This is a genomic window from Bacillus sp. LNXM12-1, from assembly GCF_003004375.1.
Classification (GTDB): Bacteria; Bacillota; Bacilli; order Bacillales; family Bacillaceae; genus Bacillus.
Genome location: NZ_PVWX01000001.1, coordinates 164,908 through 183,613, shown reverse-complemented (window position 1 = coordinate 183,613; position 18,706 = coordinate 164,908). Strand labels below are relative to the sequence as shown.

Annotated in this window: 19 protein-coding genes and 1 riboswitch; all 19 genes read right to left on the bottom strand. The window is 44.3% G+C overall.

All coding sequences use genetic code 11. From position 1 onward, the window contains the following. Window positions 1-67: 67 nt before the first annotated feature. Window positions 68-823 carry a uroporphyrinogen-III C-methyltransferase gene (cobA, locus tag C6Y07_RS00950; protein ID WP_034662468.1) on the bottom strand — a complete coding sequence of 252 codons (756 nt, stop codon included), beginning with the start codon at window positions 821-823 and terminating at the stop codon, window positions 68-70. 29 nt (window positions 824-852) lie between these two features. Next, window positions 853-1,446, bottom strand: coding sequence for an adenylyl-sulfate kinase (cysC, locus tag C6Y07_RS00945; protein WP_034662471.1), 594 nt, complete (start codon window positions 1,444-1,446; stop codon window positions 853-855). A 14-nt stretch (window positions 1,447-1,460) separates the two neighbouring features. Then, window positions 1,461-2,597, bottom strand: coding sequence for a sulfate adenylyltransferase (gene sat, locus C6Y07_RS00940; protein WP_066030930.1), 1,137 nt, complete (start codon window positions 2,595-2,597; stop codon window positions 1,461-1,463). Window positions 2,598-2,654: 57 nt separating this feature from the next. Then, window positions 2,655-3,719 carry a sulfate permease gene (gene cysP / locus C6Y07_RS00935; RefSeq protein WP_066030931.1) on the bottom strand — a complete coding sequence of 355 codons (1,065 nt, stop codon included), beginning with the start codon at window positions 3,717-3,719 and terminating at the stop codon, window positions 2,655-2,657. Window positions 3,720-3,732: 13 nt separating this feature from the next. Beyond that, window positions 3,733-4,434 (bottom strand): phosphoadenylyl-sulfate reductase, encoded by a 702-nt coding sequence (locus tag C6Y07_RS00930; protein WP_034662479.1) that lies wholly within the window; start codon window positions 4,432-4,434, stop codon window positions 3,733-3,735. A 36-nt stretch (window positions 4,435-4,470) separates the two neighbouring features. Next, window positions 4,471-4,530 (bottom strand): DUF2292 domain-containing protein, encoded by a 60-nt coding sequence (locus C6Y07_RS19170; protein ID WP_262982267.1) that lies wholly within the window; start codon window positions 4,528-4,530, stop codon window positions 4,471-4,473. Between the two features lie 157 nt (window positions 4,531-4,687). After that, window positions 4,688-4,790, bottom strand: a riboswitch (SAM riboswitch). Between the two features lie 139 nt (window positions 4,791-4,929). Further along, a complete protein-coding gene (pyrE, locus tag C6Y07_RS00920; RefSeq protein WP_106072245.1) occupies window positions 4,930-5,568 on the bottom strand; it encodes an orotate phosphoribosyltransferase in 639 nt (212 codons plus the stop codon). 7 nt (window positions 5,569-5,575) lie between these two features. After that, window positions 5,576-6,280, bottom strand: coding sequence for an orotidine-5'-phosphate decarboxylase (gene pyrF / locus C6Y07_RS00915; RefSeq protein WP_066030934.1), 705 nt, complete (start codon window positions 6,278-6,280; stop codon window positions 5,576-5,578). Continuing rightward, window positions 6,252-7,184 carry a dihydroorotate dehydrogenase gene (locus tag C6Y07_RS00910; protein ID WP_060596210.1) on the bottom strand — a complete coding sequence of 311 codons (933 nt, stop codon included), beginning with the start codon at window positions 7,182-7,184 and terminating at the stop codon, window positions 6,252-6,254. Before C6Y07_RS00910 ends, pyrF begins: the two co-directional genes overlap by 29 nt. Next, window positions 7,178-7,954, bottom strand: a complete 777-nt coding sequence (locus C6Y07_RS00905; protein WP_060596209.1) for a dihydroorotate dehydrogenase electron transfer subunit — start codon at window positions 7,952-7,954, stop codon at window positions 7,178-7,180. Before C6Y07_RS00905 ends, C6Y07_RS00910 begins: the two co-directional genes overlap by 7 nt. Next, window positions 7,951-11,166, bottom strand: a complete 3,216-nt coding sequence (carB, locus tag C6Y07_RS00900) for a carbamoyl-phosphate synthase (glutamine-hydrolyzing) large subunit (RefSeq protein WP_066030936.1) — start codon at window positions 11,164-11,166, stop codon at window positions 7,951-7,953. Before carB ends, C6Y07_RS00905 begins: the two co-directional genes overlap by 4 nt. Beyond that, the gene (locus tag C6Y07_RS00895) at window positions 11,151-12,245 is read right to left on the bottom strand and encodes a carbamoyl phosphate synthase small subunit (protein ID WP_034662495.1); all 1,095 of its coding nucleotides are present in this window, start codon (window positions 12,243-12,245) and stop codon (window positions 11,151-11,153) included. Before C6Y07_RS00895 ends, carB begins: the two co-directional genes overlap by 16 nt. Beyond that, window positions 12,242-13,528 carry a dihydroorotase gene (locus C6Y07_RS00890; RefSeq protein WP_060596206.1) on the bottom strand — a complete coding sequence of 429 codons (1,287 nt, stop codon included), beginning with the start codon at window positions 13,526-13,528 and terminating at the stop codon, window positions 12,242-12,244. Before C6Y07_RS00890 ends, C6Y07_RS00895 begins: the two co-directional genes overlap by 4 nt. Next, window positions 13,512-14,435, bottom strand: a complete 924-nt coding sequence (locus tag C6Y07_RS00885) for an aspartate carbamoyltransferase catalytic subunit (RefSeq protein ID WP_106072246.1) — start codon at window positions 14,433-14,435, stop codon at window positions 13,512-13,514. The genes C6Y07_RS00890 and C6Y07_RS00885 overlap by 17 nt, the downstream gene beginning before the upstream one ends. Window positions 14,436-14,565: 130 nt before the next feature. Continuing rightward, a complete protein-coding gene (locus tag C6Y07_RS00880; RefSeq protein WP_060596204.1) occupies window positions 14,566-15,894 on the bottom strand; it encodes a solute carrier family 23 protein in 1,329 nt (442 codons plus the stop codon). A gap of 155 nt (window positions 15,895-16,049) precedes the next feature. Beyond that, window positions 16,050-16,592, bottom strand: a complete 543-nt coding sequence (gene pyrR, locus C6Y07_RS00875; RefSeq protein ID WP_024424234.1) for a bifunctional pyr operon transcriptional regulator/uracil phosphoribosyltransferase PyrR — start codon at window positions 16,590-16,592, stop codon at window positions 16,050-16,052. A 170-nt stretch (window positions 16,593-16,762) separates the two neighbouring features. Further along, complete coding sequence (locus tag C6Y07_RS00870; RefSeq protein WP_066030939.1) at window positions 16,763-17,677, bottom strand: RluA family pseudouridine synthase; 915 nt, start codon at window positions 17,675-17,677, stop codon at window positions 16,763-16,765. Then, window positions 17,674-18,141: a signal peptidase II gene (lspA, locus tag C6Y07_RS00865; protein ID WP_012009890.1), complete on the bottom strand. Its 468-nt coding sequence runs from the start codon at window positions 18,139-18,141 to the stop codon at window positions 17,674-17,676. Before lspA ends, C6Y07_RS00870 begins: the two co-directional genes overlap by 4 nt. 94 nt (window positions 18,142-18,235) lie before the next feature. After that, entirely contained in the window at window positions 18,236-18,610 is a 375-nt protein-coding gene (locus C6Y07_RS00860) for a TraR/DksA family transcriptional regulator (RefSeq protein WP_066030940.1), read from the bottom strand. Window positions 18,611-18,706 lie beyond the last annotated feature (96 nt).

Here is an 18,706-nt window from a genome sequence, read left to right as displayed (position 1 = left end):
CCTCCCTCTACTTGTTTTGATCAGACGAAAAGACACGATCGATGTACGTGTCTTTTCTTTATCATTCTCATTTCTCGATTAAGGCGGGTTCAAACCAGCTCAGTTTTTGGTGAAAATGAACGACATCTCCAACTACAATTAAACTTGGATGCTCGATGCCTTCTTTTTCAACTGTTTCAGACAGTGTCGCCACAGTGCAGCAAGTCGTCTTTTGCCTCGTCGTGGTTCCCCAGTGTATAAACGCTGCTGGCGTTTCAGGATCGCGTCCATTTTTTAAAAGAAGCTGCTGCACTCTTTTCACGTTTTTGACGCCCATGTAAATCACAAGGGTATCAATCCCTGTAGCCAGCGCTTCCCACTTTTCTTCAAAATGCTCATCCTTTTGATAGTGACCCGTGACAAAAGCGACATTTGAGCTGAATTCACGATGCGTCACGGGAATGCCTGCATAAGCGGCCGCTGCAATACCAGAGGTAATTCCAGGGACGACTTCATACGGAATTCCGTGCTCAGCTAAGCATTCGATTTCTTCACCGCCTCGGCCGAATACAAAGGGGTCGCCGCCTTTCAGCCGAACGACAACGTTCCCTTCCTTTGCATGGGCCACAAGGGCTTCATTGATGGCTTCCTGTCTCATCGTATGATGATTTGGCAGCTTGCCGCAATAGATTAATTCCGCCTCGGGTTTGGCGTGGGCGAGTATTTCTTGATTGACAAGGCGATCATATAAAATGACATCTGCCTGCTGTATTGCCTTATGGGCTTTTAATGTAATTAAGTCTGGATCCCCAGGTCCAGCCCCCACAATGTATACTTTCCCCATCGTGCTTTTCTCCCCCTGCCATCAGGCGATTATTTCGCTCTTCCCTTTACATAATCAACAAGACGCTGTTTGGACTCTTCACGAGATAATTCACCTGTATCTAGTACGAGCTCAGGCGCAGCTGGTTCTTCATACGGTGAATCAATTCCGGTAAAGAATGGAATTTCGCCATTTCTGGCTTTTTTATATAACCCCTTTGGATCACGCTCTTCGCATACGTTCAGATCACATTTCACAAACACTTCGTGAAATTCTCCCGCTTCAACTAACTGTCTGACAATGCGGCGGTCTTCTTGAAATGGAGAAATAAAAGCCGTGATGACAATCGTTCCTTGTTCAACAAATAACTTTGCCACTTCTCCGATGCGGCGAATGTTCTCTTTTCTGTCATCATCTGAAAACCCTAAATCTTTATTCAGTCCATGCCTTACATTATCGCCATCAAGAACGGTGACTTGATAGCCTTGTTCAAACAGCTCTCTGGCCGCTGCATTTGCGATCGTTGATTTACCTGACCCACTTAGACCCGTGAGCCAAATAATGCCGCTCGTATGATTGTTTTTCTGTTGATATTCTTTTTTTGTAATAGATGAATCATGCCACACGATATGTTCATTGCTCATGTCATACCCTCCCATTAAGATACCGTCGTTTTTAATCCTTCGATTAATGTTTCAATAACTTCTTTTCGGCTGAACGTGCTTGGCGGTAATTCACCGTTTCTCAGCATCGTTCGAACCTTTGTACCTGAAAGAATGACATGCTCGCTTTTATCGTGAGGACATGTTTTTGGTGTTGCCATTGCTTCACATGTATTACAGTAGAAGCTATGTTCAAATTTTAACGGGGTAATGCCAATTTCTTCACTTGTAAATTGTTCAAATAACTCCTGCGCCTCGTATGTGCCGTAATAATCACCAACACCCGCATGATCTCTTCCCACAATAAAATGAGTGCAGCCGTAATTTTTTCGAACAAGCGCGTGAAAGATTGCTTCCTTTGGTCCAGCATAACGCATTGCCGCAGGAAAAACACCTAAAAAGACGCGATCCTTTGGATAATAACCGTTCAATAACACTTGATAGCTTTTCATTCTCACGTCTGCCGGAATATCGTCTGATTTTGTTTCACCGACAAGTGGATTTAAAAACAAACCATCGACTGTTTCAAGTGCTGTCTTTTGAATATATTCATGGGCACGGTGAACAGGGTTTCTCGTTTGGAAACCAACAATGGTTTTCCAGCCGTTTTCTTTGAAATGCCGTCTTGTTTCTTCTGGCTCATACGTAAATTGAGGGAATGGTTTTTCACTGCGTTTCGTCAGTGTAATTTTACCACCAATGTAAGTGTCACCGCGTTCAAATAATTTTTTCACGCCTGGATGATTGCGGTCATCAGTTTTATATACATTCACCGCTTCTTTTTCCTTATCTGGTGTGTATTGATCCTCTACTTCAATCACCCCATATACAGTTCCATTATACGATAGACGCACAATATCACCTTGATGGATCTCCGCTGCCTTTTCCTTTGTCACTGGCAGTGTAATAGGAAGAGACCAAACAACACCACTTGCTAACCGCATACTGCTCACAACGGCTTCATAATCAGCTTTTGTTAAAAACCCTTCAATTGGACTATACCCGCCAATTGCTATGAGTTCAAGGTCTGCAAAGGAGATAGCATCTAGTTCAATTTCCTTTGCAGCCGTGCTGAGATCATACTCTTCATTTACTCGATTAATTAATACGCCACCATGTGGTGTTAAACTCATTTGTTCATCTTCCTCTCAATGTTCATATTTATTAGATGTAAATAGTCGGATTTGCCGTTAAATCCCGCCGCCCTGTTCATGAATCGAGCTGCTTTCATTTTTGACTGCCTTCATCAGACTCAGCGCACCAAGTGAGGCAAGCAGTACACTCATCATGATAAAGATAGAATAATAGTCTCCTTTTAAGAAAAGGCTCACCAGCAAATACGATAGGCTAAGTGATAAAAACGGTGACACTACCCACACTTTCAGCATTTTTTTCACCACATGTTTATGAAAAATATTTGGTCCGCCTTTTGCCATTCCAAGCCCAATGATAGACGAGGAGGTGATTTGGGTAAGTGGAACTGGCAGCCCAAAAATAGAGCTGACGATGACAAGTCCAGCACCGGTACTCGAAAGCAAAATCCCTTCACCTGTTTGATAGCGGGTGATTTTCTTTCCGTTTGTTTCAAGCACTCTTCTTCCTAATAAAAGGGCACCCAGTGCAACGAAAAGTCCGCCGTAAAGCGTTCCTTGCCCAACGGATAAAATGCCTGAAGCAACAAGGGGGCCTACAGCATTTGCGACATTGTTCATCCCAGCAGAAAACGCTTCTAGAAATCCACTGATGATCAAAACGATCGATAAAATCATGGTGCCTTTTTTTGACAAAGTTCGTTTCGGGAACATTCTGATGATTTTGACTACAACGAATGTAAAAAGAAAAGCAACAATAGGAATGATGACCCAAAATGACACAATGACTAAAATGGATTTCACATACAATACTTTATACGCTACTGCAACTCCAACGACAGCACCTACTGTGACCTCACTTGTTGATAAAGGGATGGCCATCAGATTCGCTATAAAGAGTGATAATGCAGCAGAACCAATAATAATACAAACAATTTCAAGTGTAATGACAGATTCAGGCATAATTCCAGAGCTAATCGTTTTGACGACCTCACCGCCGCCAATGACTGAACCTGCTAAAATCCCAACTGCACATACGCTAAGTGCATAGATAGGCTTTTGAATAGCACCTGACCCGTACGCGATGCCCATCGAAGCAGCTGCACCACTCGCGCCAATGTTTAGAGCGAAAAATAAACTAAATAAAATTGCGGCGATTTCCATACATTATGCTCCCTTACTCATGTAATCCGCACTCAGTCTTAGCTGTGCCTGACCATCTGCCAGAACGAAGATCCTCGGCAGTAAATGCCGGCTGTGTACACGGGGCACAACCGATACTTGGATATCCCTGATCATGCAGCGGATTATAAGTAAGTTCCTCTCTAGATGCATATCTCCATATGTCCTTCCACGTCCAGTGGATAAGAGGACATACTTTCACTGATTTGAATTTTTCATCCTGATTTAAAAAGTTCGTCCCTGCTCGCTTGGGTGACTGCTCTCTTCTTAAGCCAGAAAGCCATGCCGGATAGCCGGATAGCGCTTCTTGCAAAGGAATGACCTTACGCATATGGCAGCAGCTTTGAGGGTCCGTTTTCCATAGCTGATCACCATGCTGCTCGTTTTGCTCCTCAACCGTCAGCTCAGGGGTTTTCAGCACAATATCTAAACCTGGGTATCTTTCCTTTACCGCATCAATTGTGTCGTACGTTTCCTTAAAATGCAGACCTGTATCTAAAAAGACAATTCTTGCATCCTTTTTTACTTTCGCAATAAGATCAATGAGGACGATGCCTTCAATACCAAAGCTGCATGCATAAACGAGCTGATCACCATAATGACCGTATGCCCATTTCAGCACAGATAAGGCCCCTTTATACAAATCATCCTCTTGAAATGTAATGGACGGCTCTTGCCAATTTTCATAAGTTAACATTGTTTCTCCCCTTCCGGAGTATCACTACTCTCCGCACTACGTCAACCGAATTTTTCTGTTTTCTTCCACTTGAATCACTTGACCGTCCTGAACAATCAGCGTAACTGAACCGAATTCATATCCCCAATCAGTTTCTGCATATGCTTCAATAAGTCTTCATCCTGATTTCGCTTCACTTCCATCTCGTCTTCCTCCTCACCGTTAAAATAAAAAAACTTCCTTTCAGTCCGAAAGAAAGATGAGGAAGCTCATTTCCTTATCTTTCAAAATAGAATCATTTTGCAGGAAGTAGCACCTTGCAAATCGCAGGTTGCCGGGCTTCATCGGGCCAGTCCCTCCACCTCTCTGGATAAGTGTTTTAATTTGTCTTAAATATTAACACAATTCAAACAAAAGTCAACCCGACTTTATTGATAGGATTAGTTTTTATTTGAATTTGAGTCTATTTTACTATTTTTAACCAAATAAAAAAGCTGTGCGGGTACGCACAGCTTTTTAGACGGTTTCTTCCATCCAAGATTCAGAGGAAGGATCTTGTCTCCAGCGTTTTAGTTTATTCATAGCAGAAGGCTCGATCGCTTTCAGCTTAAGTGCCACGTCTGTCAGTGTGTCATAGTCTGTTAGGGTGACATATGGAATGTTTTTCTCTTGAAAAGCTGCTGCAGCTTTTGGCAGTCCGTATGTGAAGATCGCGGCAACGCCTAGTACGTCACAGCCCGCTTCTTGAAGAGCAGCGACCACTTCAAGCACACTGCCTCCTGTTGAAATCAAGTCTTCTACGACGACCACCTTTTGACCTTTTGATACGGCTCCTTCAATTTGATTCCCTTTTCCATGTGCTTTTGGCTTACTTCTCACATAACACATCGGCACGTTCAGACGGTCTGCCGCTAATGCCGCATGCGGGATGCCTGCTGTTGCAGTACCAGCAACAACCTCCGCTCTTTCAAAATGAGTGAGAATCAACTCTTTAAGACCTTCAGCAATGTCGTGTCTTACTTCTGGGTAGGACAAGGTAAGACGGTTGTCACAATAGATCGGTGATTTGATACCGCTTGCCCATGTAAACGGTTCGTCTGGTTTTAATGAGACCGCTTTGATTTGTAATAGGTGTTTAGCGATTTTTGTTTTCATCTGGCAGTCACTCCCACTCTTTTAAAATTTGATGATAGGCTTCCAATGGTTTTTCAGCTTTTGTGATTGACCTTCCGACAACAATTTGTGATACACCTTGCTCTTTTGCATAGGCAGGAGTCGCCACACGCTTTTGGTCATCGGTTTGATCATTTTGTAAGCGAATCCCCGGCGTGACAGTGAGAAAGGCAGGTGAGATGTGCTCATGAAGGGCTTTGGATTCATGAACAGAGCAAACAACACCGTCTAGTCCACTTTCATATGCCAATTGCCCGTACCGGATGACAGTCTCTTGCAGCGGACGGTCTATGAGTAATTCGCTCCTCATCATGTCTTCTGACGTACTCGTCAGCTGTGTCACTGCAATAATGCCTGGACGTTTTTGTCCAGCAGGCGTCCCGCTTTCAAGCCCTTCTAACGCAGCTTGCATCATATGTTTCCCGCCAGCAGCATGCACATTGACCAAATCAACACCAAGTGCGGCAAGCCGGTTCATTGCTTTTTGCACCGTTGTTGGAATGTCATGTAATTTGAGATCGAGGAAAATGCGGCAATTTTTTTCTTTGAGCTCGTCAAGGATAGCAGGTCCTTCTTGGTAAAACAGCTCCATGCCGACCTTCACAAATAATGGCGTCCCTTCAAAGGGTTCTAAAAAGGCGAGCGCTTCCTGCGCTACCGGAAAATCAAGCGCGATGATGGGCAAGTGCTTCATGTTTCCAGCTCCTTCCGATACATTCCTCTACAGATGAATAGCCATATGCTGCTAACACTCTTGGCAGTTCTTCAATGATTTCTGGGCAAATAAACGGGTTTACAAAATTGGCTGTGCCAACAGCTACTGCACTTGCACCTGCTAGTAAAAATTCAAGTACGTCTTCAGCATTTTGTACCCCGCCCATTCCGATAATCGGGATAGACACTGCTTGACTGACCTCATGTACCATGCGCACAGCGACAGGTTTGACAGCAGGTCCTGATAATCCGCCTGTTTTATTGGCAAGGATCGGTTTCCCCGTTTTTAAATCTAAACGCATACCGATTAACGTGTTAATCATCGTGAGTCCATCCGCTCCAGCAGATTCAATCGCTTGAGCAATCTCCACAATATTGGCTACGTTAGGAGACAGTTTGACATAGACAGGAACGGAAGAAACGTCCTTCACCGCTTTTGTCAATGCTGCTGCCATTTGAGGATCTGTACCAAAGGCAATTCCGCCTGTTTTGACATTCGGGCACGAGATATTCAGTTCAAGGGCATGGACATTTTTTGCTTGGCTGATTTGCTTGGCTACTTCGACATAATCATCGACCTGTGAGCCAGCGACGTTTGCAATGATCGGCGTATCAAACTGCTCAAGCCAAGGCAATTCATTTTCCAGCACGCCTTTTAGGCCTGGATTTTGAAGACCGATTGCATTGAGCATACCGGCACCTGTCTCCGCTACCCTTGGTGTCGGATTGCCAAATCTCGGTTCAAGGGTTGTGGCCTTGATCATGATACCGCCCAGCACTGATAAGTCATATAATGAAGCAAATTCCCTTCCGAATCCAAAGCAGCCTGATGCAGGGATAATCGGATTCTTTAAAGATAAGCCGGGTAACTCAACGTTTAGCATGACAATGCCACCTCCTCTGCTTTAAATACAGGTCCATCCAGACAGACTTTGACGTAAGGTTTTTCGTGCTGGTCGGTATGACAGACACATGCAAAGCAAGCACCAATTCCGCAGCCCATTCGTTCTTCCATTGAAATATAGACAGGCTTATCGGGATAAGAGTCTTTTAGTGCTTTTAACATAGGTGTCGGTCCGCAGGAAAGCATGACATCAAAGCTCAAATCATTCTCTTCAATGACACCTGTCACGAAGCCCTTTGAACCATATGTCCCATCAACTGTCGCGATAAACGTATCTCCGAGTGCTTGGAATTTCTCCTCGTAAAATACATCCTTTTTCGATTGAAAGCCAAGGACATGCTTGACGATGACACCTTTTTTCGTTAAACGCTTGGACAGTTCATATAAAGGCGGTACACCAATTCCACCGCCGACTAGTAAGGCTGTCTGACCTGGCTGAACAACTGAAGGATCGTACCCGTTGCCAAGCGGTCCTAATACATCGATGGATTCCCCATCCCGCTTTTGGGAAAGGAGCTTTGTGCCCTCTCCCTCTGCGCGGTAGATGATGGTTGCTTCTTGTTTCTCGGCATGAATATTGGCAATACTGATCGGTCTTCTCAGCAGCGGTGTCATGGACTCGCTGACCTTGATATGAAGAAATTGTCCAGCCGTTTGAAAGGAGTCCACAAGGTCACCTTTTAATGTCATTTCGTAAATATGATCAGCGATCTCTCGGTTTGAGACGACCGTCAAGTATGCTTTTTTCATATCGTTACTGTCACCTCAGCATTCGTTTTCACTACTGGCATTTCGTCCGCTCTAAATGTCATGCTTTCCAGCACTCTTAAAATGGCTTCTGCTGTATCTAGAGATGTTAAGCAAGCTACGCCATTTTCAACAGCTTCACGTCTGATTCTAAAGCCGTCTCTTGCCGGTTGTTTTCCTTTTGTCAGAGTGTTGATGACAAATTGGGCTTCCCCGTTTCGAATGACATCGAGAAGGTTTTTGCCTTCTTCTCCTATTTTGCCGACAACACTTGATGGGATGGAGGCTTGTTTTAAGTAATTCGCTGTGCCTTCTGTCGCTAAAATATGATAGCCGATCGAATGGAATCTTCTTGCAATCTCAAGTCCTTCTTCTTTATCCTTATCAGCAACTGTTAGAAGAACTGTTCCGTCTTTAGGAATTTGAATGCCTGATGCAATTAATCCTTTGTAGAGGGCTTTTTCAATTGTGACATCTTTCCCCATGACCTCACCTGTAGATTTCATTTCAGGCCCGAGTGTAATATCCACTCTTCTTAGTTTTGCAAAAGAGAAGACTGGAACTTTGACGTACACCCCTTCTTGCTCTGTGTGAAGTCCTTCTTCGTAGCCATAGTTTTTAAGCTTGTCACCTAAAATGACTTTTGTCGCTAGATTTGCCATCGGGATGCCTGTAATTTTACTTAAGAAAGGAACTGTCCGGCTTGAACGAGGATTCACTTCAAGTACGTACACTTCACCTTTCGAGAGAACAAATTGAATGTTTAGCAGCCCAATAATATTGAGGCCTTTTGCAAGCTTGATCGTGTATTCTGCGATCTTCGCTTTGATCTCATCAGACAATGTTTGCGGCGGGTAAACCGCAATCGAGTCACCGGAGTGGACCCCGGCTCTTTCAATATGTTCCATAATGCCTGGGATCACGACAGTTTCCCCATCAGATACGGCATCTACTTCAATTTCTTTTCCCGTCAAATATTTGTCAATTAACACTGGGTGCTGCGGATTGACTCTCACCGCATTCTCCATGTAGTGAAGAAGCTCTTCTTCTTGATAAACGATTTCCATCGCACGACCGCCTAATACATAGGAAGGACGGACAAGGACTGGGTAGCCGATCTGATTTGCAATCGCTACAGCTTCAGGCACAGACGTAGCTGTTTTCCCTTTAGGCTGCGGCACGCCGAGTGCTTCTAATGTTTGTTCAAACTTGTCTCGGTTTTCGGCGCGGTCTAGGTCTTCAAGAGAAGTGCCGAGAATCTTCACCCCTCTATTTGATAATTCATCTGCTAGGTTGATCGCCGTTTGTCCGCCGAACTGGACGACGACTCCTTCAGGCTGCTCAAGATCAATGATGTGCATCACATCTTCTACAGTGAGTGGTTCAAAGTAGAGCTTATCTGAAATACTAAAGTCTGTTGAGACCGTTTCAGGGTTGTTGTTAATAATGATTGCTTCATAGCCTGCTTGTTTAATTGCCCACACAGAATGAACCGTCGCATAATCAAATTCAACTCCTTGACCGATTCTGATAGGACCTGAGCCTAATACGATGACGCTTTTCTTGTCTGTGCGTTCTGATTCATTTTCATCTTCATACGTGCTATAGAAATATGGCGTCTCGGATTCAAATTCAGCCGCACAAGTATCTACCATTTTGTAGACAGGTACGATTCCTGCTTCTTGTCTTAGCTTGTAGACATCCGCTTCATTCATATTCCACTCGCGGCTAATATAGATGTCTGAGAAACCTTTATCTTTCGCATCTTTTAATACGTCTGTATTGCCTTTGTTTTCTTTTAATGTCTTTTCAAATGCGATGATGCCTTCCAGCTTATGAAGGAAGAAGTAATCAATTTTTGAGAATTCATGTATTTGTTCAACCGTATAGCCTCTTCTAAGCGCCTCGGCGATATAGAATAATCGTTCGTCTCCCGCCTTGATAATCCGCTTTTCAAGCACTTCGTTTGTGATATCTGCTTCATCTTTTAATTCAATGTGATGCACATCAGCTTCAAGTGAACGGACAGCCTTTAGAAGGGACTCTTCTAATGTACGTCCGATCGCCATCACTTCACCAGTTGCTTTCATTTGCGTCCCAAGACGTCTGTTAGCAGATTCGAATTTATCAAACGGCCAGCGCGGGATTTTAGACACAATATAGTCAAGTGCCGGTTCGAAGGCAGCATAGGTTTTCCCTGTGACTGGATTCATCATTTCATCAAGCGTTAAGCCGACAGCAATTTTCGCTGCAAGTTTGGCAATTGGATAACCAGTTGCTTTCGACGCAAGTGCAGAAGAACGACTGACGCGCGGGTTTACTTCGATGATATAGTATTGAAAGCTGTCTGGGTCAATCGCCAGCTGTACGTTACAGCCGCCTTCAATGCCAAGTGCCCGGATCAGCTTGAGCGACACATTGCGAAGCAGCTGATATTCACGGTCACTTAATGTTTGGCTTGGCGCCACAACGATACTGTCACCTGTGTGGATACCGACAGGATCAAAGTTTTCCATGTTACAAACAACGATCGCATGATCACCGCTATCACGCATGACTTCATATTCAATTTCTTTAAAACCTGCAATGCTTTTTTCAAGTAAGCATTGTGTGACTGGGCTTAACTTCAGGCCGTTTTCGACGATTTCCTTCAGCTCTTGCTCGTTTGTACAAATTCCGCCGCCTGTTCCGCCTAATGTATAAGCTGGTCTCACAATGACAGGGAAACCGATTTGATTCGTAAACGCTATCGCTTCTTCAAGGTTATGGATGATTTCACTTTCTGGTACAGGCTCATTTAGTTCATTCATCAGATTACGGAATAAATCTCTGTCCTCTGCTTTTTGAATAGCTGACAGCTTTGTTCCTAATACTTCAACACCGCATTCAGCTAATACGCCAAGGTCTGATAGTTCAACAGCAAGGTTAAGTCCAGTTTGTCCGCCAAGTGTTGGCAAGATCGCATCAGGACGTTCTTTTCGAATGATTCGTGTTAAGAATTCTGGTGTCAGTGGTTCGATGTATACCTTATCGGCCATTTCTGTATCTGTCATGATGGTCGCTGGATTGGAATTCACAAGAACGACTTCATAGCCCTCTTCTTTCAGTGCTAAGCAAGCCTGTGTGCCTGCATAGTCAAACTCCGCTGCCTGTCCGATGATGATTGGACCTGAACCGATGACTAAAATCTTTTTGATGTCTACGCGTTTTGGCATACTTCTTCCCCTTCTTTCTCAGTTGTATGAATCATGTCCATGAACTGGTCGAATAAGTAGTTCGCATCTTCTGGACCTGGTGACGCTTCTGGGTGGTACTGGACAGTGAATGCTGGTGCTTCTTTATGTTTTAACCCTTCAATCGTATTGTCGTTTAGGGCGATATGTGTGACTTCGAGCACGTCCTCGTTAATTGCACTAACTGTGTAGCCGTGGTTTTGAGATGTCAGTGTCACCTTGCCGGTGGCTAGTTCTTTGACTGGGTGATTCGAGCCTCTGTGTCCGAATTTCATTTTTTCAGTACTTGCGCCGCACGCAAGAGCGAATAATTGATGTCCAAGGCAAATGCCAAAGAGCGGAACCTTTCCAATCAATTGCTGAATCATCTCGACTGCTTCTGGTACATCAACAGGGTCTCCAGGGCCGTTTGAAAGCATGATCCCATCAGGCTTTAACTGCAGCACTTCATCTGCCGTGATATTGTACGGCACCACGATGACATCACAGTCACGTTTATTGAGCTCGCGCAAAATGCCATGCTTCATGCCGAAATCGACAAGGACAATTCTTTTTCCTCTTCCCGGGCTTGGATACGCATTTTTCACAGATACTTGACTCACTTGATCAGTCGGCAGCTGCATTGTTTGAAGGCGGCGGACTACGTCTTCCACTTGTTCTTCCGGTCCTGCAAACGCCCCTCTTAAAGTCCCTGCACTTCGAATCATTCTCGTCAGCTTCCGTGTATCGATTCCGCTAAGACCTGGAATGTTTTTCATTTTTAAGTATTCATCTAGTGAGTATGAAGAGCGCCAGTTTGAGGGCTTTTCACAAAGCTCCTTCACAATCAGCCCTTTTACAAACGGTGTGATCGATTCAAAATCATCACGGTTAATGCCATAGTTGCCGATGAGCGGATAAGTGAGTGTGACAATTTGTCCGCAGTATGATGGATCAGACAAAATTTCTTGATAGCCCGTCATCCCTGTATTAAAGACGACTTCTCCGACTGACGATTCTAAGCTGCCAAAGCCTGTTCCTTCGAATACTGTTCCGTTTTCTAGCACTAAGCGTCTCTTCATTTTACTAGTCTCCCCTCTTCATACACGACTTTCCCAGATGCAAGTGTCATGACCGGCCATCCTGATACAGTCAATTTGTCAAACGGTGTATTTTGCCCTTTTGATAAGAAGCTTTTTTTATCGATTGCCATTTCTTTGTTTAAATCAATGAGTGTGATATCAGCTGTTTGTCCTTCTTCCAGCTTTCCATATGGAAGAGAGAAGGCTTCTGCTGGCTTGATTGTCATATAATCAACGAGTTCTTTTAATGTCCATTCGCCTGTTTTGACAAATCGTGTATACAGAAGCGGGAACGCTGTTTCAAGCCCGACAATTCCAAAAGGTGCACGCTGCATCGTTTCGTTCTTTTCTTCTTCAGTATGCGGCGCATGGTCTGTTGCGATGAAATCAATCGTTCCATCTAAAAGTCCCTCGATCAGTGCCTCGCGATCCTCTTTTCCTCTGAGCGGCGGGTTCATTTTATAGTTTGTATCAAGACCAGGGATGTCCGCATCACATAACAGCAGGTGATGCGGTGACACCTCAGCTGTCACACGGATGCCTGCTTTTTTTGCATCGCGAACGACTCGCACAGATTCTTTCGTACTGATATGACATACATGATAATGGCAGTTCGCTGCTTCTGCTAAAAGAACATCTCTTGCAATATGCACCGATTCACAAATGGACGGTATACCGTTTAATTCATTTGCTTTTGAAAATTCTCCTTCATGAACGCATCCTCCGTAAATGAGCGAGTTATCTTCACAGTGTGCCACAATCGCTTGATCAAGACTTGCTGCCTTTTTCATGGCTTCGTACATCATGCCTGCTGTTTGGATGCCGACTCCGTCATCTGTAAAAGCGAAGGCGCCTGCTTCTTTTAGTGCTGCAAAGTCCGTCATTTCTTCCCCAATCTGTCTAGTTGTAATGGAGGCGTATGGCAGTACTCTGACAGAAGAGGTCTCTTCGATTCGATCCATGAGCCATTCCATTTGCTCTTTTGTATCTGGAACTGGGCGTGTATTCGGCATAGCTGCAATCGTCGTATATCCGCCTCTTGCGGCTGCTTTAGAGCCTGTTTCAATCGTTTCCTTTTTCTCTCCGCCTGGCTCTCTTAAATGTACATGCAGATCAATCAAGCCTGGTGAAACAAATAGCCCTTTAGCATCGATGACCTCTTCTCCGTCTTCTCTTTCTAAGTGACCAATCGCTTGAATCACTTCTCCTTCTACCCTAATATCCTGCTGCACTTTTTCACCTGTGCTTGTTAAGATAAAACCGTTTTTAATGAGATACGACATAGACAGAATCTCTCCCTTTTTGATGTAGTCTGCTATTTTGAAAAGCTCTTTTTAATACCGCCATTCGGACATAAACGCCATTTTCCATTTGCTTGAAAATTCGTGACTGCTTTGATTCCACTAAAGAATCATCTATCTCCACACCTCTGTTTACTGGTGCTGGATGCATTATAATGGCTCGTTCTTTCATGTTGTTTGCCCTGTTTACTGTTAATCCATAAGTCGATAAGTAATCTTCGCTGCCCATTTTTTCAGCATGTCGTTCATGCTGAATTCTGAGCAGCATCACCACATCAGATTGTCTAATGGCTTCATCTACTTGGACATACGTTCCGTGAGGGTTTTGCTCATCTTGGAAGGAAGCAGGCCCTGAAAAAAGGACTGTTGCTCCCAGCCTTGAAAGAACCTCAGCATTCGACCTTGCCACCCTGCTGTGTTTGATGTCTCCATGAATCGAAATCGTTAAGCCCTCAAAGCCGTCAAACTCTTCATAGATGGTCATTAGGTCAAGCAGTGATTGGGTCGGATGCTGCCCGCAGCCATCTCCAGCATTGATGATGGGAATCCCAACCTTCCCGATCAGCTCATTGTAATATTCATCGGTGCTGTCTCTGATCACACATGCTTTCACGCCGATGGATTCGAGCGTTTTTACCGTATCGTAAAGTGTTTCGCCCTTTTGAACGGAGGTGCTTGCTGCATCTAAGCTCAGTACATTCATCCCCAGTTTCTTTTCGGCAACTTCGAAGCTAAATCGTGTTCTTGTGCTTGGTTCAAAGAAGAGGTTTGCTACAAATTCTCCCGCTAAGCCAAGTTCTTGCTTCCCCTTTTTGAGAGCCGTTGCTTCTTCAATCAGCTGTAAAATCTCTTCTTTAGACAAGCTGCTCATTGTCGATAGATCATTCATTTTTTCTTCCCCCTCTAGTTTTTCATCACTTTCAGGTTCAAAAAAACCCTAAGCCTCGGCAGCTTAGGGTTCTCCAAAAGAAGCAGCGGCACTTTCGTGCATTCTGCTCATTTTAGAACCCTTGTCAGCCTCACTGGACTTCTTTTAAAAGGTTTTCTGTATTCGATTCATTTGACTCGTCATCCTCCGCTTTTTGCTGCGGCAGGATCAGGTTTAACAGGACACCCGTGATGGCAGCAAGTGCCATTCCAGATAGTGTGAGGTTGATTTGTTTCACCTCAATGAATGCCCCGCCAATTCCAATGACTAAGATGACTGATGCGATAATGAGATTACGCTTTTCTTCAAAATTCACTTTATGATCAATCAGGATTCTCAGACCGCTTGAGGCAATGATCCCAAAGAGCAGGAACGAAACGCCTCCCATGACCGCGGACGGCACTGTACTGATTAATGCTGAAATTTTTCCGACAAAGCCGAAGCAGATCGCAAAGACTGCTGCTCCGCCGATGACGAAGATACTGAACACTCTTGTGATGGCAAGGACCCCGATGTTCTCTCCATACGTTGTTGTTGGCGGTCCGCCAATGAGTGAAGCGAAGATCGTCGCTGCACTGTCTCCTAAAATGGAGCGGTGAAGACCAGGTTTTTTAATAAAATCTTGCCCTACAACTTTACTTAACACCACTTGATGGCCGATGTGCTCAGACATTGTCACAAAGGCAACCGGCACCATCACTGTGAGAATGCTTAAAGTCACAGCAGGTGTGTAGTCGACAAATGGTACGACGAAGTCTGGTACAGCAAACCATTTCGCGTCAATGACCGGCTGGAAGTTCACAATGCCTTGTGTTAAAGCAAAGAGATAGCCGCTAATAATTCCGATTAATACTGGGATCAAGCTTAGGAATCCTCTTAGGAAGATCATGCTGATAATCGTGACAGCCAGTGTGAAGCCGGCAACCATTAGGTGCTTAAGGCTGTAAACAAGCTCGGTTGCATTCGGATCAACATACATCGCCATGTTGACAGCTGTTCCAGCGAGTCCGAGTCCGATGACCATAATGACTGGCCCTACGACGACCGGCGGCAGAAGTTTCATCAGCCAGCCTGTGCCGAGCCATTTAATAAATAGTGCAATGAGTGCATAAGCGACACCCGCCATGAAGGCACCAACCATTGCGGCTCCAGGGCCGCCTGTTGCTTTGACATTCAGTATGGGGGCGATAAAGGCAAAGGACGATCCAAGATATGCCGGAATTTGTCCTCTTGTAATGATTAAGTAAACAATGGTTCCAACACCACTTGAGATGAGCGCGACGGCCGGACTCATATCAATGATTTTTGGTACAAGAATGGTCGCACCAAACATGGCAAACAAATGCTGAAGGCTAAGTGACAGCCATGTGAACGGTTTTGGGATATCTCGAATGCCTAAATTGGCTTTTTGCTGACTCATGATTTTCCTCCTAGATGTGTCCTTTTTCATTAAAAAAGCCTCTTTGCGAGTATGCGCAAAGAGGCCTAGAAAAACCGTACACGTCACTTAAGCCGTGTGCTCGGTGTCTCTGTTATTGCCCTCTTTGCAAACTCTCTGGAATGCATTTAAAAAGGTTATTTTTCATATATAGCGACAAGGTCGTTTTGATCTACTTCATTCAGCTGAACCATGACGGTCTCTGCTTTTGATGTCGGAATGTTCTTCCCGATATAATCCGCTCGAATCGGCAGCTCCCGGTGTCCCCGGTCGACGAGAACAGCAAGCTGAATGGAAGATGGTCTTCCTACATCCACAAGGGCATCCATGGCCGCTCTGACGGTTCTGCCTGTAAACAGGACATCGTCAACGACGATCAGTGTTTTGTCATTAATGTCAGCTGGGATGTCTGCACCCTTTACAAGCGGGTCTTGGTTGTCTGTCTTTTTTGTCAGGTCATCACGGTATAGCGTAATATCAAGTTCACCCACTGTGACTGGATTTCCTTCAATTTGCTCGATGCGCTCTGCAAGGCGCTTTGCAAGATGAATGCCTCTTGTCTTGATCCCCGCAAGGATGACATCTTTCATCCCTTTATTGCGCTCAATCATTTCATGTGCAATTCGGGTAAGCGCTCGTCTGATCGCTTGTTCATCAAGAATGACTGCTTTTTGTTCCATCTTTTACACCTCTTTTTGACAAATAAAAAGCCCCTTCTGCAAAGGGCAGAGAGGGGCGTTCATTTGTGCATACACGTGCACAAATTGATCCGTTATCCTTCTCAGCCTCTCTGGACTGTTTTAAAGAATCTTCATTTCTTCGTTTATTATTTCAAAAAAAGAACTGCCTGTCAATCGTTATTTCTTAATGAATCGATAAAAGCTTGCATATCAGCAGGAATCGGTGCTGTGAACTCGATATATTCTCCTGTTCTAGGATGATCAAATCCTAGAACACCTGCATGAAGCAGCTGTCCATTAAAATCGACTGTCTTTCTCGGTCCATATTTCGGATCTCCTGCAAGCGGATAGCCGATATATTTCATATGAACACGAATTTGGTGTGTTCTTCCTGTTTCAAGACGGCACTCCACAACCGTGAAGTCCTGAAAGCGTTCAATCACATCAAAGTGAGTGACTGCTTGTTTTGCACTTTCTTTTGTAACCGTCATGCTTTGGCGGTCTTTTTTGTCTCTGCCAATTGGGGCATCAATTGTGCCTGTATCATGCTGGATAATGCCATGTACAACGGCCGTATATTTCCTTGTGACGGTCTTAGCCACGAGCTGATTGACGAGTGATTCATGCGCCATATCGTTTTTCGCGACCATTAACAGTCCAGACGTGTCTTTATCAATTCGGTGGACAATTCCAGGACGCATCACACCATTAATGCCTGATAAGTCCGTGCAATGTGCCATCAGTCCATTTACAAGTGTTCCAGAGACGTGACCTGGCGCTGGATGAACAACCATTCCTCGTGGTTTATTCACCACTAGCACATCTGCATCCTCATAATAAATATCAAGATCCATTGGTTCTGCTTCTACATCTAGTACTTCTGGGTCTGGAATCTCGACTTTAATCTCATCTCCAGCTTGTACTTTGTAATTGGCTTTCACTTGTTTCCCGTTTACTTCGATCAGCCCATCCTTTACCCACTGCTGGACTTGGGTTCTTGACCATTCTGGTTCTGTCGTGCTTAGAAATTTATCAAGCCGTTCACTCGTTTGATCTTCTGAAACGGCAATATTTACTTGATTCATGTAGTTGACTCCTTCGTTTTCTTTCCATCTAAAAGCATTTGAATGAAGAGCAGAATAACCCCTACACATAGAGAAGAATCTGCAATATTAAAAATTGGGTAGTGATAATTCCCAAAGACGAAATGAGCAAAATCTACCACTTCCTGACGGAAAACGCGGTCGATAAAGTTTCCAATCGCTCCGCCAAGCATTAAGGCCAGCGCTACTCCAAGCAGCTTGTCCTTTTGCCCATGCTTTTGCAAATAATAAACAATTCCCGCAATAACAACGAGTGTGATCACATAGAAAAACCACATTTGTCCTTGGAGAATTCCCCATGCGGCTCCTGAATTTCGGTGAGACGTGATATAAAAGAAGCCATCAATCACTGGATAAGAATCTCCGAGCATCATATTTTTGACAATGAGCCATTTTGTTAATTGATCTAAACAAATCATCACGAATGCGATTATGTAATAGAACACACACGTTCCTCCATCTTCATACTTTGATCTTTAAGCATTTTATCAAGAAAACAGGAAGGAGTAAAGAAACTTTAGTTGACAGACAAAAACCTCCCTACATGTGGAAGGCTTCAAAATGAGAATCATCTGATTCGTGAGGATAAGGAGTGAAGGCTTTTTTCTCGTATTGCTTATGATATAGAAAGTCGTCAGCCGTGCGGGCGGTAGGAAGAATACTCATTTGTTCAAGCGGAATGACCTCACCTGTCGCCTCACATATACCATAGGTTCCCTGCTCAATTTTTGCAATAGCAAGAGACACATCTTGCAGCTCTTCTTTGATGTGATAAAGAAGCGTGGTCGTTTGGACCTCGTTCATTTTGACATGCTCAGCGGGTGAACGAAATGATGCGTATTCAAACAGTTTAGATTGCAGCTCTTCTTTCATTTGAAGGAGTTCCGTGTAAATCGTCTCTAGATCGCCATTCATGTCGCTATTTCAACTCCTGCCCTGTCGTGATAATCATATTGTTGCCCCGGCTGCTCACTTTAAAGCCATAAGATTTTTCCTTTCGTTCTAAACGCT

What these genes read in the sequence shown, in the direction of transcription:
- cobA (WP_034662468.1), bottom strand. Translation starts at nt 823, where the DNA reads ATGGGGAAAGTATACATTGTGGGGGCTGGACCTGGGGATCCAGACTTA.
- cysC (WP_034662471.1), bottom strand. Translation starts at nt 1,446, where the DNA reads ATGAGCAATGAACATATCGTGTGGCATGATTCATCTATTACAAAAAAA.
- sat (WP_066030930.1), bottom strand. Translation starts at nt 2,597, where the DNA reads ATGAGTTTAACACCACATGGTGGCGTATTAATTAATCGAGTAAATGAA.
- cysP (WP_066030931.1), bottom strand. Translation starts at nt 3,719, where the DNA reads ATGGAAATCGCCGCAATTTTATTTAGTTTATTTTTCGCTCTAAACATT.
- C6Y07_RS00930 (WP_034662479.1), bottom strand. Translation starts at nt 4,434, where the DNA reads ATGTTAACTTATGAAAATTGGCAAGAGCCGTCCATTACATTTCAAGAG.
- pyrE (WP_106072245.1), bottom strand. Translation starts at nt 5,568, where the DNA reads ATGAAAACAAAAATCGCTAAACACCTATTACAAATCAAAGCGGTCTCA.
- pyrF (WP_066030934.1), bottom strand. Translation starts at nt 6,280, where the DNA reads ATGAAGCACTTGCCCATCATCGCGCTTGATTTTCCGGTAGCGCAGGAA.
- C6Y07_RS00910 (WP_060596210.1), bottom strand. Translation starts at nt 7,184, where the DNA reads ATGCTAAACGTTGAGTTACCCGGCTTATCTTTAAAGAATCCGATTATC.
- C6Y07_RS00905 (WP_060596209.1), bottom strand. Translation starts at nt 7,954, where the DNA reads ATGAAAAAAGCATACTTGACGGTCGTCTCAAACCGAGAGATCGCTGAT.
- carB (WP_066030936.1), bottom strand. Translation starts at nt 11,166, where the DNA reads ATGCCAAAACGCGTAGACATCAAAAAGATTTTAGTCATCGGTTCAGGT.
- C6Y07_RS00895 (WP_034662495.1), bottom strand. Translation starts at nt 12,245, where the DNA reads ATGAAGAGACGCTTAGTGCTAGAAAACGGAACAGTATTCGAAGGAACA.
- C6Y07_RS00890 (WP_060596206.1), bottom strand. Translation starts at nt 13,528, where the DNA reads ATGTCGTATCTCATTAAAAACGGTTTTATCTTAACAAGCACAGGTGAA.
- C6Y07_RS00885 (WP_106072246.1), bottom strand. Translation starts at nt 14,435, where the DNA reads ATGAATGATCTATCGACAATGAGCAGCTTGTCTAAAGAAGAGATTTTA.
- C6Y07_RS00880 (WP_060596204.1), bottom strand. Translation starts at nt 15,894, where the DNA reads ATGAGTCAGCAAAAAGCCAATTTAGGCATTCGAGATATCCCAAAACCG.
- pyrR (WP_024424234.1), bottom strand. Translation starts at nt 16,592, where the DNA reads ATGGAACAAAAAGCAGTCATTCTTGATGAACAAGCGATCAGACGAGCG.
- C6Y07_RS00870 (WP_066030939.1), bottom strand. Translation starts at nt 17,677, where the DNA reads ATGAATCAAGTAAATATTGCCGTTTCAGAAGATCAAACGAGTGAACGG.
- C6Y07_RS00860 (WP_066030940.1), bottom strand. Translation starts at nt 18,610, where the DNA reads ATGAATGGCGATCTAGAGACGATTTACACGGAACTCCTTCAAATGAAA.